General features: G+C 65.8%; 13 protein-coding genes. All 13 read left to right on the forward strand.

Annotated features, from left to right (window positions below):
• The first annotated feature begins 10 nt into the window (after positions 1-10).
• The 13 genes from D8676_RS07905 (at position 11) to D8676_RS07965 (ending at position 13,626) form a co-directional block, all read left to right on the forward strand.
• Positions 11-1,003 (forward strand): ABC transporter permease, encoded by a 993-nt coding sequence (locus tag D8676_RS07905; RefSeq protein WP_121580285.1) that lies wholly within the window; start codon positions 11-13, stop codon positions 1,001-1,003.
• 32 nt (positions 1,004-1,035) lie between these two features.
• Complete coding sequence (locus D8676_RS07910) at positions 1,036-1,815, forward strand: ATP-binding cassette domain-containing protein (RefSeq protein ID WP_245426663.1); 780 nt, start codon at positions 1,036-1,038, stop codon at positions 1,813-1,815.
• A gap of 122 nt (positions 1,816-1,937) precedes the next feature.
• Positions 1,938-2,993, forward strand: coding sequence for an NAD(P)-dependent oxidoreductase (locus D8676_RS07915; protein ID WP_121580287.1), 1,056 nt, complete (start codon positions 1,938-1,940; stop codon positions 2,991-2,993).
• A gap of 23 nt (positions 2,994-3,016) precedes the next feature.
• A complete protein-coding gene (locus tag D8676_RS07920) occupies positions 3,017-4,093 on the forward strand; it encodes a fatty acid desaturase family protein (protein WP_121580288.1) in 1,077 nt (358 codons plus the stop codon).
• Between the two features lie 51 nt (positions 4,094-4,144).
• Entirely contained in the window at positions 4,145-4,462 is a 318-nt protein-coding gene (locus D8676_RS07925; protein WP_183097035.1) for a MocE family 2Fe-2S type ferredoxin, read from the forward strand.
• 52 nt (positions 4,463-4,514) lie between these two features.
• Complete coding sequence (locus tag D8676_RS07930; protein WP_121580290.1) at positions 4,515-5,315, forward strand: 3-methyl-2-oxobutanoate hydroxymethyltransferase; 801 nt, start codon at positions 4,515-4,517, stop codon at positions 5,313-5,315.
• A gap of 95 nt (positions 5,316-5,410) precedes the next feature.
• Positions 5,411-6,487, forward strand: coding sequence for a Gfo/Idh/MocA family oxidoreductase (locus tag D8676_RS07935; RefSeq protein WP_121580291.1), 1,077 nt, complete (start codon positions 5,411-5,413; stop codon positions 6,485-6,487).
• Positions 6,484-7,605 (forward strand): Gfo/Idh/MocA family oxidoreductase, encoded by a 1,122-nt coding sequence (locus D8676_RS07940; RefSeq protein ID WP_121580292.1) that lies wholly within the window; start codon positions 6,484-6,486, stop codon positions 7,603-7,605. Before D8676_RS07935 ends, D8676_RS07940 begins: the two co-directional genes overlap by 4 nt.
• Before the next feature lie 158 nt (positions 7,606-7,763).
• The gene (locus D8676_RS07945) at positions 7,764-8,951 is read left to right on the forward strand and encodes a Gfo/Idh/MocA family oxidoreductase (protein WP_121580293.1); all 1,188 of its coding nucleotides are present in this window, start codon (positions 7,764-7,766) and stop codon (positions 8,949-8,951) included.
• Between the two features lie 79 nt (positions 8,952-9,030).
• Positions 9,031-10,056, forward strand: a complete 1,026-nt coding sequence (locus D8676_RS07950; protein WP_121580294.1) for an ABC transporter substrate-binding protein — start codon at positions 9,031-9,033, stop codon at positions 10,054-10,056.
• Positions 10,057-10,133: 77 nt separating this feature from the next.
• Positions 10,134-11,672 carry a sugar ABC transporter ATP-binding protein gene (locus D8676_RS07955; protein WP_121580295.1) on the forward strand — a complete coding sequence of 513 codons (1,539 nt, stop codon included), beginning with the start codon at positions 10,134-10,136 and terminating at the stop codon, positions 11,670-11,672.
• Positions 11,669-12,643: an ABC transporter permease gene (locus D8676_RS07960; protein WP_121580296.1), complete on the forward strand. Its 975-nt coding sequence runs from the start codon at positions 11,669-11,671 to the stop codon at positions 12,641-12,643. Before D8676_RS07955 ends, D8676_RS07960 begins: the two co-directional genes overlap by 4 nt.
• Complete coding sequence (locus tag D8676_RS07965; RefSeq protein ID WP_121580297.1) at positions 12,640-13,626, forward strand: ABC transporter permease; 987 nt, start codon at positions 12,640-12,642, stop codon at positions 13,624-13,626. The genes D8676_RS07960 and D8676_RS07965 overlap by 4 nt, the downstream gene beginning before the upstream one ends.
• Positions 13,627-13,633: the final 7 nt, after the last annotated feature.

Genomic DNA, 13,633 nt, shown 5'->3' on the forward strand with positions numbered 1-13,633 from the left:
GGCAACGTATATGACGCAGCCGAATGTGCGCAGCGGGACCAGTGTGGTGGCCCCGCTTGTTCCTGGGCAACTGGCACGGTTCGTCCAGTCGAGCAAACTGCTCGACTGGGCGATCGTGCTGGCTTTGCTCGCGGTGATGGCGGTAGGCGGGATCGCCTCACCGCATTTCCTGACGGTCGCCAACATCACTTCGATCCTGGTGGCGAGTTCGATCCTCGTGGTGGTGGCGATCGGCCAGACCTTCGTCATCATCACCGCCGGCATCGACTTGTCGGTGGGGTCGCTGGTGCAGGTCTCCAGCGTGATGATCGGCGTGGCCGTCACCTATAAGCTCGGGGTTCCCGCGGGAATGCTGATGGCCGTGCTGGTCGGCGCGCTCTTCGGCATGATCAACGGCCTCATCGTCTCCAAGGGAAAGATCAGCGATTTCATCGCTACGCTCGGCATGCTGAGCATTGCGTCGGGCACCGCGCTGGTGCTCTCCAACGGACGGCCGGTCAGCGTGATATCACCGCTGCTGACCTCGCTGGCGAGCGGCAGTATCGGGCCGATCCCCAACATCACGCTCCTTGCGGGCATCGTCGCAGTCCTCGGCCATCTGGTACTCTTCCACACCCAGTTCGGCACGCATCTCTTCGCCATTGGCGGCAACCACGAAGGCAGCCGCAACCTCGGGCTCAAGGTCGGGCGCATAAAGGTCGCAGCCTTTATGATCAGCGGCCTCCTAGCCGGTATTGCCGGCATCATGCTGACGGCGCGCATAGGCTCAGCCGAACCTGCGACTGGAAGCTCCTATCTGCTCAATTCGATCGCGGCGTCCGTACTCGGCGGCACCAGCCTGTTCGGAGGCCGCGGTACGATCGTCGGGCCGGTCATCGGCGCGCTCGTGCTGATGGCGCTGCTCAACCTGATGACGTTGCTTGGGATCGGCGTCTTCTACCAGCCGATCGTCACCGGTCTGGTCGTGATCATCTTCGCTATCGCCTACAGGTTCCAGAAATGACGCCGGCCGCCTCTACAGCTTACGATGCTGCGGTGTCCGCAGCCGGGCCGCGCAAGATGCTGGATGTCCGCAACGTCAGGAAGCATTTCGGCCCGGTTGTCGCGCTCGACGGGGTGAGCATATCGGTCGAGGCCGGCAAGGTCGCGGCAATCGTCGGCGACAATGGCGCCGGCAAGTCGACGCTGGTCAAGATACTGACCGGCGTGCACCAGCCGACCTCCGGCGAGATCGCCTTCGACGGACAGCCGGTGGTGATGCACGACCCGGACGAAGCGAGGAGGGTCGGCGTAGAGACGCTGTTTCAGGATCTTGCGCTCGTCGACGACCTGACGATTTGGCAGAATCTCTTCCTTGGGCGTGAGCTGACTTGGGGCGGCCCGCTCAGGCTGACGCGCAAGCGCGCCATGGCCGAGCGGGCCAGAGAGATGCTGAGCGGCCTGCAGATAAACATACCCTCGATCGAGGCGCGGGTGCGGCGGTTGTCGGGCGGCCAGCGTCAGGCCGTGGCGATCAGCCGGGCGGTTGGCTGGAACGCCAAGCTCACCATCATGGACGAGCCGACGGCTGCCCTCGGCGTGAAGGAACGGACGGAGGTCGAGAACCTCATCGAGCGGCTGCGCGACCAGGGACGTACATTCCTGCTGATCAGCCACAATTTCGATCAGGTGATGCGGCTTTCCAACGAGATCTGGATCATGCGCAATGGCCGCGTCGTCGGCCACCGGCGTACCGCCGAGACCTCCGGCGACGAGCTTGTCGCGCTGATCACCGGCGCGAAACCCGCCGAAATCGGCAGAAAACCAAGCGATTGAAAGCGGCTACCCAACGAATTGATTGATTCTGATTGGGTGTTTGATTGCATCACATCAGAGACATCAGCTAGCGTGAATCAAACAGCCGGCATGCCGGCCGATAATCTTTGGGGAGGATGAGAATGACCAAGCCGATCGCGGTGCTCGACTCGCAGTGGCGCAGGCACGACGAACTGTTCACATCAGAGGATTTCGCCAGGCTTGGCGAGATGTGCGAGCTGGTGTGGGCCAAAAGCGATCCTATTCCGGCCTCGGTGCTGGCTGAGAACCTTGGCAAGATGCGCTTCTACCTCTCGGCTCTGCCGACGCTCGACGCGAACCAGATTGCGGCGGCTAAAAACCTGCAGGCGGTGATAGAACTCTATGGGGCCTTCCCGGACACGGTGGACTACGCGGCCTGCTTCGAGCACAAGATCGAGGTGCTGGCGACCGGTCCCGGCATGCGCGGCTCGGTCGCCGAAATGGCTGTGGCGATGGCGCTTTCCGCTGGCCGCGGCCTTGTCGAGGAACATGAGCTGTTCCGCACCGGCGGCGAGCATTGGCTGAACGACAACCCGAAGACGGACTTCACCATGTTCGGGCAGTCGATCGGCTTTGTCGGCTTCGGCCAGATCGCGCGCGAAATCAGCAGGCTGCTGGCGCCGTTTTCGCCTAAGATCGCTGCCTACGATCCGTGGCTCGATCCGGCGGAGGCCGCCAAGCTCGGCGTCAAGCTCGCCTCGCTGGAGGAGGTCGCCAAAACCAGTCGCGTGTTCTTCGTGACCGCCGCCCCGACCAAGACCAACAAGGGCCTGGTCGATGCGGCGACCATCGCCAAGCTGCAGCCCGGGGCGCTTGTCGTGCTGGTCAGCCGCGCGCATCTGATCGATTTCGACGCGCTGGTCGCGGCGGCCGAAGCAAAGCGCATCAAGGCCGCGATCGACGTCTTCCCGGTCGAGCCGCTGGCGGAGAACCATATTCTGCGCAAGCTGCCGAACGTGATCCTGTCGCCGCATCGGGCAGCAGCGGTGACCGGTGGGCGGCAACTGATGGGGAAGCTCATCGTCGCGGACATCAAGCGCATGCTGGACGGCCAGCCGCCGGCAAATCTTCAGCGTGCGCGCCCCGAGCATGTGCTCGATCTTGCTGGCGTTCAGCACTCCAAGAAGCTTGAAAGCATGGCCGAGGAGCGCGAGTAGAAGGAAATGGAGCCGATTTCACGATGACGAAGCGTGATTATGACCTGATGGGCGAAAGCGGCCGTCGCGCCGTCGAGACCGGTCTTGCCGCCGCCGAGTGGTATCACACCGACATCCCGCGTAAGCAGATGAAGGAGCTGATGCAGCGTACCGACGGGCCGGCACTGCGCGACACCGCCATCTGGCTCGGCGTCCTCGCCCTGTCGGCCGCCGGCGGCATCTGGTTCTGGGGCACCTGGTGGTGCGTGCCCTTCTTCTTCGTCTACGGCACGCTTTACGGCTCGTCGGGCGACTCGCGCTGGCATGAGGCCGGCCATGGCACCGCCTTCCGGACGCGCTGGATGAACGACGTCGTCTACCAGATCGGCAGCTTCATGATCATGCGCAATCCGGTGACCTGGCGCTGGAGCCATGCGCGCCACCACACCGATACCGTCATCGTCGGCCGCGATCCCGAGATCGCCGTCATGCGGCCGCCGGACCTGCTGCGTGTCGTGCTCAACTTCGTCGGCATACTCGACGTCTGGCACTACATGATCGACCTCTCGCGCAATTCGGCCGGCATCCTCAGCGACGCCGAGAAGAGCTTCATCCCCGAGCAGGAGCGCTACAAGGTCGTGCGCGTTGCGCGCATCCATCTCGCCATCTACGCCGCGACCGTCGCACTGGCGCTGTGGATGGGGTCGTGGCTGCCGCTGATGATCATCGGCCTGCCGCGCATGTACGGCGCCTGGCACGGCATCCTCACCGGCCTCTTGCAGCATGGCGGGCTCGCCGACAACGTCACCGACCACCGGCTCAACTCGCGCACGGTGCTGATGAACCCGATCAGCCGCTTTATCTACTGGAACATGAACTATCATGTGGAGCATCACATGTTCCCGATGGTGCCCTACCATGCGCTGCCCAGGCTGCACGCGCTGATCAAGCACGACCTGCCGGCGCCGAACCCCTCCATGTGGCACGGCTACCGCGAGATGGTCCCGGCCTTCCTGCGCCAGTTGCGCAACGAGGACTATTTCCTCAAGCGCGAGCTGCCGCCGACGGCAAAGCCCTATCGCGACGAGTTCCACGATCTCACCATCCAGGCGGCCGAGTAGGGCCGCCCGGAAGACCCCACCCGAAGAACAAGAAGAACAGGCAGGCGAGACATCATGGCGGAATGGATCGAGGCGTGCGGCGCCGACGAGATCGACGAGGAAGACGTGGTGCGCTTCGACCACGAGGGGCGCACCTTCGCGATCTACCGGTCGCCCGACGACGAATATTTCGCGACCGACGGTCTCTGCACGCATGAGCAGGTGCATCTCGCCGACGGGCTCGTCATGGACGAGATCATCGAGTGCCCGAAACACAACGGCCGCTTCAACTACAAGACCGGCGAGGCCAAGGGCGCGCCGGTCTGCGTCAACCTGAAGACCTATCCGACCCGCGTCGAGGCGGGCAGGGTCCTGATCCAGATCGGCTGACGCTGTTCCACTTCCCGAGCGGAAGCCATCACTATTTCAAGAGGGGGAAACCATGCGCTCGAACCGACCGACGGTCGCCGACCTTCGCGCCATGAAGGGCAAGCGGCAGCTTTCCAAGATACGCGTCTTCACCATGGAAGAGGTGGAAGCCGCCGCCCGCGCCGGCGTCGAGATCCTTTCGGTGACTCCGGAGCTCATCCTCAACCCCGAGTTCCGGGACGCCGCGCCCGACGTCTTCGCCATTCCGGGCAGCGTGAATTCCTTCTTCGCGCTGAAGGACGACGTCATGCGCGACGCCTTCCGCTTCATCCGCACCGGCGCCGACGCCGTCTATTGTGCGGCGAGCCTCGACACGATCCGCGCGCTCGCCGACGAGCACGTGCCCGTCTGCGGCCATTCCGGCCTTATCCCGCATCACTCGACCTGGACCGGCGGCTTCCGCGCCGTCGGCAAGACGGCCGACACGGCGATGTTCGTCTGGAAGCAGGTCAAGGCGCTGGAAGAGGCCGGCGCCTTCGCCGCCGAGATCGAGGTGGTGCCGGTCGAGGTGGCAAGCGCGATCTCGGCGCGCACCTCGGTCTTCCTGATCTCCATGGGCGCCGGCGGCGGCTGCGACGCGCAATATCTCTTCTCGGAAGACATACTCGGCTACAACCGCGGCCACTATCCGCGCCACTCCAAGGTCTACCGCAACTTCGCCGCCGAATATGACCGGCTGCAGCAGGAGCGCATCGCCGCCTTCAGCGAATATGTCGCCGACGTGCGTTCGGGCGCCTATCCGGAGCCGAAGCATGTGGTAGGCATCGAGCCGGGCGAGCTGAAGCAGTTTATGGACGAGCTGCAGCAGGCCTGATTCTCGCGACAATTTCATCGCGCGCGCCATTGCCGTAAGGGCTTGGCTGCGGTTCAAAGACATCTGATTGCGAATTGCCAGGGAGGAATGCCGGAATGGCGAAATGGAAGGTGGCGGGCATCAATTTCGATCACTTCCACATGGGCGACCTGCTCAGGGAAGCGTTCAACCATCCGGATGCCGAGATCGTCGGCATCTGCGACGCCGACCCGAAGCGGATGCAGGGTGCGATCGATAATTTCGGTATTCCTGCCGACCGCGTCTACACCGATCCGGAAAGATGCCTCGCGGAGACGAAGCCCGATCTCGTCATCCTCTGCCCGGCGACCGCCGAGCATGCCGTGTGGGTCGAGCGCGTCGCACCGGCAGGCGTCAACATCCTGATGGAAAAGCCGTTCGCCGCCTCGATCGCCGACGCCGACCGCATGATCGCGGCCGTGCAGAAGACCGGCAAGCTGCTCGCCATCAACTGGCCGCTCGCCTGGTATCGCTCGCACAACACCACCAAGCGCCTGATCGACGAGGGCGTCATCGGTGACGTCATCGAGGTGCATTTCTACGACGGCAACCGCGGCCCGCTCTACCATCTGGCCGACAAGGTCGAGGTCAGCGACGAGGAGGTGCAGGCCGGCAAGCCGAACTCCTGGTTCTACAAGAAGTCCGCCGGCGGCGGCAGCCTGCTCGACTATGTCGGATACGGCGTCACCCTCGGCTCCTGGTTCATGAACGGCGAGAAGCCCATCGAGGTCACCTGCATCATGGACGAGCCGCAGGGGCTGGAGGTCGACGAGCATTCCGTCACCGTCTGCCGCTACAGCAAAGGCCTCTCCAAATTCGAGACCCGCTGGGGCACCTTCACCGATCCGTGGACGACGCAGCCGCAGCCGAAATGCGGCTTCGTCATCGTCGGCACCCACGGCACCATCGCCAGCTACGACTATGACGACCACGTCACCGTGCAGACGCGGGCGAAACGCGAGCAGCATGTCGTGCCCTGTGACACGCTTGCCGCGCCGCGCCGCGCGCCGGTCGAATACATGCTGCATCTGATCGCCACCGGCGAGCAGATCTCCGGCCCGCTGGACCCCAGGCTTTCTCGTATCGGCCAGCAGATCACCGACAGCGCCGTGCTTTCGGCGCGTGAGAAGCGCACCGTGGAGCTGCTGCCATGAGCAAGGACGATCTTCCCTCCGAAAGCGACTACGCACTGGTCGGCAAGACGCTGCCGGAAATCGCCGCACCGGAGCTGCCCTACAAGCCGCCGATGCCCAAGAGCTTTCGACCGAAGATCGCGCTGATCGGGGCAGGGGGCATATCTTTCGCCCATCTCGACGCCTACCGGCGGGCAGGGCTCGACGTCGCTGCGGTGATGTCGCGCACGCTGGCGCGCGCCACCACGCGCCGCGACGAATTCTATCCCGACGCGATTGCCACCGACGATTTCGAGAGCCTGCTCAGGCGCGACGACATCGAGGTGTTCGATATCACGCCGCATCCTCTGGAGCGGGTGCCGCTGGTCGAGGCCGCGCTCAAGGCCGGCAAGCACGTGCTGTCGCAAAAGCCCTTCGTCACCGACCTCGATACCGGCGAGCGGCTGGTCGAGCTTGCCGACCGCAACAATGTCAGGCTCGCGGTCAACCAGAACGGCCGCTGGGCGCCGCATTTCGCCTATATCCGCGAGGCGGTGCGGGCCGGGGTGATCGGCGACGTCATCTCCTCGCACACGGCCGTCCACTGGGACCATAGCTGGATCGTCGGCACGCCCTTCGAGAAGATCGACGACCTGATCTTCTTCGACTTCGCCGTGCACTGGTTCGACTTCCTGTCGAGCTTGATCGGCGCCAGGGGGACGAGCGTCTACGCCACCCGCAACCGCGCCGCCGGCCAGCAGGCGAAGCCGCCGCTGCTGGCGCAGGCGTTGGTCGCCTTCGACGGCGGACAGGCCTCGCTGGTGTTCGACGCGGCGATCAAGCACGGGCCGCTCGACACGACCTTCGTCGGCGGCACTCTCGGCAGCCTCGCCAGCACCGGGCCCAACCTCGGCGAGCAGTCGGTGACGCTGACGACGGAGGCGGGCATCGCGCGGCCGAAGCTCGAAGGCGCCTGGTTCAACGACGGCTTTGCCGGCACGATGGGCGAGCTTCTGGTCGCGGTCGAGCAGAAGCGCGAGCCGCTCAACGGCGCGCGCGGCAATCTCGACAGCCTGGCGCTCGTCTTCGCCGCCATCCAGTCGGCGCACACCGGCCAGGCGGTGAAACCCGGCACGGTGCGCAAGGTGCCTGGCATCTGAGGGTCCCGCGGCGCGGCTTCCATAGATATTTGGAACGAAATTTTCATTTCTTGACTATTGGAAATCTGGTGCGATAGTCGGGAACGGTGGAGGTTTGGGAGGTTTTCGGGCGGCGCGGCTTCAGCCGGGCAGTCCCACCCCTGAAATGAAGGACTGAGATGGTTTACGCTACCGGCGACAAGATCGGTCCCAGCCGCCTGCGCATCGGCATGGTGGGTGGTGGCCGCAACGCCTTCATCGGCGCCGTGCACCGCATGGCGCTGCGCCTCGACGACCGCGCCGAGCTGGTCGCCGGTGCGCTCTCCTCCGATCCCGAAAACGCAAGGCTGTCCGGCGTCGATATCGGCATTGCCGAGGATCGCGCCTATTCCGACTATCGCAAGATGGCCGAGGAAGAGGGCAAGCGCGCCGACGGCATCGAGGCCGTCGTCATCGTGACGCCCAACCATCTGCATGCGCCGGTCGCCCGCGCCTTCCTCGAGGCCGGCATCGACGGCATCTGCGACAAGCCGCTTTCCGCCACCCTCCAGGAAGCCGAGGAACTGGCGGCGATCGCGAAAAAGTCCGGCCTCGTCTTCGCGGTCACGCTGAACAACACGGGCTACGCCATGGTGCGCCACGCGCGCGAGCTCGTCGCGTCGGGCGCGCTCGGCAAGGTCCGCATCGTGCGCGCCGAATATATACAGGACTGGCTGACGCTACCGATCGACGCCGACGGCCAGAAGCAGGCCGAATGGCGCACTGACCCTACCCGGGCAGGGCGCTCCGCCTGCCTCGCCGACATCGGCGTGCATGCCTTCAGCCTGGCGCATTTCGTGTCCGGCATCGCGCCAGACGAAGTGGCTGCCGACCTCACCACCTTCGTTCCCGGCCGCCGGCTCGACGACAACGCGCATGTCATGATGCGCTATGCTTCCGGCGCGCGCGGCGTGCTGGTCGCCAGCCAGGTCTCGCCCGGCAACTACAACCGCCTCTCGGTCAAGGTCTACGGCGACAAGGCGGGGCTTGAGTGGCACGGCCACGAGCCGGAATATCTGCGCTTCTGCGAATTCGGCAAACCTCACGTCATTTTGACCCGCGGCGGCGCCGAGGTCGGCGGCGAGGCGGCGCGGGTGTCGCGCATGCCGGCCGAGCATCCCGAGGGTTACGTCGAGGGTTTCGGCAACCTCTATCGCGACGCCATCGCCTTGATTTCGGCGCGTCGGCGCGGAGAGCCGGTGGATTCGGCGCTTGCCGCGCTCGTGCCCTCGATCGAGGACGGGCTGCTTGGCATGCGCTTCATCGACGCTTCCGTCGACAGCCATGAAGCAGGGGGTGTCTGGACACCGATCGCGGCGCAACGGTAGAAGAGTTTCACAACCGGGGGTGCGCCTGACGGCTCGTATTGAGGACCAGGCGCGAAGGCATCGTTACAGGGAGAAGATCATGAAGGTTTTGAAGACGATCGGGCTGGCGGCGCTCGGCGCCACCATGCTCGCCGGCGCGGCAGCCGCGCAGGAATACACGATCGGCGTGTCCAACACCGTGCAGGGCAACGGCTGGCGTGAAGAGATGATCTGCGCGATCAAGGCGCAGGCGCTTGCTTCCGGCAAGGTCAAGGCGCTCAACATCGCCCACCGCAACACCGACGCTGCCGGCCAGCTCGAGGACCTGCGCAATCTGATCAGCGCCAAGGTCGACGCCATCGTCGTCAACCCGGCCGACCCGGCCGGCATCCAGGCGGCGCTCGCCGAAGCCACCGCCGCCGGCATCACCGTCGTCGCGGTCGACCAGGCCGTCACCGAGCCGTCCGCCTACATCATCTCCAACAACCAGGAAGAGTACGGCTATCTCGGCGCCAAGTGGCTGTTCGAGACGATCGGCGGCAAGGGTAACATCGTCTACATGCGCGGCGCGGCCGGCGCCTCCGCCGACAGCGACCGCGACAAAGGCTTCAAGCGCGCTCTCGCCGAGTTCCCCGACGTGAAGGTGGCGCAGGAAGTGTTCACCGGCTGGCAGCAGGATCAGGGCAAGCAGCAGATCCTCGACTACATCGCCACCGGCGTGCCGTTCGACGGCATCTGGACTAGCGGCATCGACAACGTGATCGTCGACGCTCTGGTCGAGAGCCAGGCCACGCTGGTGCCGGTCGTCGGCGCCGATAATGCCGGCTTCGTCGGTCAGCTCAACTCGGTCGAGGGCCTGAAGGGCGCGGCCGTCACCAACCCCGGCTCGATCGGCGGCGCTGGCGTCACGCTGGCGGTGCAGATCCTCGACGGCAAGAAGCCGGCCGAGCAGACGGTCCTCGTGCAGCCGGAAATCTGGGAGAACGTGACGGATGCCGGCAAGGAGAAGCTGAAAGGCGCTGCCGACCCGTCGCTGTCGCCGGAGTGGCCGGTGTCGATCTCGATCCCGGATTGGACGACCTACACCAAGGACCAGATCGTCGCCTGCAAAGGCCCCGGCGAATAATCGCCTGACCTGAACTGAAGCGGGGACGACGGCTCGCAGCCGTCGTCCCCGCCGCTCTAACCGAGATTTTAATCGATTTGGCGACAGAACCGCTCCTCGACGCCACCGGCGTGGCCAAGCGCTACGGTGCCGTGGCCGCCCTGAAGAACGCGTCGCTCACCCTGCGGCCGGGCGAAGTGCATGCGCTGATGGGCGCCAACGGTGCCGGCAAGTCGACGCTGGTCAAGATCCTCACCGGCGCCATTCCGGCCAATGCGGGACGCATCCTTGTGCGCGGCCAGGAGCGCGACATCCGCTCGCCCGCGAAGGCGCGGCAGGCAGGCCTCGTGCCGGTCTATCAGGAGCCGTCGCTGATCCCCGATCTCGACGTCCTTTCCAATCTTCGTCTCACCCAGACGCCCGTCGAGCCGTTCCGCCACTGGATCAAGGAACTCGGCGTTCCCGATCTCGACCTGCGCGATCTGGCGCGGGACGTTCCTCTCGCCATCCAGCGCGTGCTCGACCTTGCCCGCGCGCTCGCCGTCGAGCCCGACGTGATGCTGCTCGACGAGATGACGGCGGCACTGCCGGCGAACCTCGCCGAACGCGTGCTCGACGTGGTCAAGCGCCAGAGCCAGACCGGTCGTTCCGTCATCTTCATCTCCCACCGCTTCGTCGAGATCGCGGCGCTTTGCGACCGCGCCACCGTGCTGCGCGACGGCGCCACCGTCGGCGTGGTCGACATCGAGCCGGGCATCGAGGAAAAGATCGTCGAGCTGATGCTCGGCGCCAAGGTCGAGAAGCAGCGCGTCGCGCAGAAGAAGGCCACGGAAGGCGCCGCGCCGGTGGACGGCAGCACGCGCATCGCCGTACGCAATCTCAAGGTCGGCACCAAGCTGCAGGACGTCTCCTTCGACCTCAAGGACGGCGAGGTCGCCGGCGTCGTCGCGCTCGAAGGCCAGGGGCAGGACGAACTGTTCGCCGCGCTCGCCGGCTCGATCCGGCCGGATGGCGGCACGATCGAGGTCGACGGCAAGGCCGTACGCTTCACGCACCCGGTGGATGCTATCGAGAAGGGCATCGCCTATGTTCCTGGCGACCGCTCCGAGGCGCTCGCCATGCAGCAGTCGGTGCGCGAGAACATCGCGCTGCCGTTCTCCGCCGCCTTCCGCAACTGGGGCCCGATCGCCAAGCGGCGGGAGGACGCCACGGTGCAGAGCGCCATCGAGCGCCTGCAGATCGATACGCGGGCGCAGCGCGAGGTGCAGCGCCTGTCGGGCGGCAACCAGCAGAAGGTGACGATTGCCCGCTGGATCGCGGCGGACGCGCGCACGCTGCTCTGCTTCGACCCGACGCGCGGCATCGACGTCGGCACCAAGCAGGAAATCTACAAGCTGCTCAGGCAGCTCGCGGGGCAGGGGAAATCCGTCTTGTTCTACACCTCCGAGCTCGAGGAAGTGCAGCTCGTCTGCGACCGGGCGATCGTCATCTTCGGCGGCAAGGTCGTCGACGTGCTGCCGGTCGAGATCGCCGACGAGCCGGCCCTGACGCGCGCCGCCTACGGGCTGCCGCGCGACGCCAAGGCCGACGTCGGCATCTTGGCCGAACCCCATGCGGCGCCGGAGGCGCAGCCATGATGCGCATTCTGCGCCAGCAGGGATGGATTGCGGGGCTGTTGGTCCTGTTCGTCCTGCTCTTCATCGCCGCCAGGGTGATCCAGCCGAGCTACGGCGCCGGCGACTTCGGTTCGCTGGTCAGCGCCGTGCTGCCCTTCGCCTTCGCGGTCGCCGCGCAGACGGTGGTGGTCATCGCAGGCGGCATCGATCTGTCGGTCGCCGCCATGATGGCGGTGACCAGCGTGACGGCTGCCGCGCTGATGGCCGGCGCCAGCGAGGAATTCGCGCTGCTCGTGGTGCCCTTCGTGCTCTTGATGGGCTTCGCGCTCGGCGCGCTGAACGGCATCCTGATCGTGGTCACGCGCGTGCCCGACATCGTGGTGACGCTCGCCACGCTGTTCATGCTGCAGGGTGCGGCGCTGCTGATCCTGCCGGCTCCGGGCGGCGGCTCGGCGGACTGGCTGCGCAGCCTGATCTTCGGCACGGTGCCACTGCCGGTGCTGCCCGCCGCCGTCACCGCCTGGTTCCCGAAGGCGCTGCTGCTGCTCGTCGTGCTGCTCTGCATCGTCTGGATCCCGCTGAAGCGGTCGCGCCTCGGCCTGTCGATCTACGCCATCGGCTCCAACGAGCTGGCTGCCTTCCGCTCCGGCGTGCCGGTGGCGCGCACCAAGATCCTTGCCTATGCGATCGGCGGCCTGTTCGGCGCCATGGGCGGCCTGTCGCTCACAATGAGCACCGGCATCGGCGCGCCGATCCCCGGTCCCTATCTCATGGCCAGCGTCGCGGCGGTGGTGCTGGGCGGCGTCGTTCTGGGCGGCGGCAAGGGCGGCCTGCTCGGCCCGATCATCGCCGTCTTCGTGCTTCGTCTCGCGCGCACGGTGCTGACGCTACTCGCCATCGACCCCAACGTCACGGCGATCGTCGAAGGCACCATCCTCGTCGCGGTCGTCATGTTCGGCGCCTTCATCGCAATGCGGAGCCGCCAGTCATGAGCATCAGCGCAACCACACCGGAACAGGCGCCGCTCGGCCGTCGCATCAAGCGCTTCATGAGCGACTATCCGCTCGTGCCGCTCATCATCCTTCTGGTCCTGCTGGTGCTGGTGCTCAACATCATCCAGCCCGGCATCCTCAACCAGCGCTGGGTCGGCAACACGATCAAGTTCGCCATTCCGCTGGCCTTGATGGCGGGCTGCCAGACGATGACCATGCTGACCGGCGGCATCGACCTGTCCGTCGGCACCGCCGCGACGATGGCGGCCTTCATCGTCGCCACGCAGGGCGCGATCCACGACCCTGCCACCGCGATGCTGATGGCGCTGGTGCCCGCGCTCTGCATCGGCTTCGTCAACGGCATCGGCGTCGGCGTCTTCCGCGTGCATCCGCTCATCATGACACTCGGCACCAGCCTGATCGGCGTCGGCTGCCTGCAGGTCTACCAGCGCACGGTGATCGCTTCCGGCGCCAAGGTGCCGGATTTTCTCATATGGCTCGGCACCGGCGTGACGTGGGGCTTCCCCAACGCGCTGCTGCTGTTCATACCGGTCGCCGCGCTGCTGATCTTCATCCAGAAGCGCACCGGCTTCGGCCGGCTGCTCTACGCGATCGGCGACAACGAGCGCGCGACGCGGCTCGCCGGCGTGAAGTACTGGCAGGTGATCTTGGCGCTCTACATGTTTTCCAGCCTGCTCGCCGGCGTCATGGGCCTGCTCTACATGGGTCTGATCCGGGCGCCGTCGCTGTCGCTCGCCGAGCCGCTGGTGCTGACCTCGGTGGCGGCCGCCGTCATCGGCGGCACCTCGATCTTCGGCGGCCGCGGCAGCTACACCGGCACCATCGTCGGCGCGCTCATCCTGCAGGTGATGATCACGCTGCTCACCGTCCTGCAGATGCCGGAAGGCGCGCGCCGCATGCTGTTCGGCGCGATCATCCTGGCGGTGACGGCAGCCTATCTCAGGATCATCGACGACAAGTAGGTGTTTC

Origin of the sequence: Mesorhizobium sp. YM1C-6-2 (assembly GCF_003666685.1) — a bacterium.
Classification (GTDB): Bacteria; Pseudomonadota; Alphaproteobacteria; order Rhizobiales; family Rhizobiaceae; genus Mesorhizobium_K.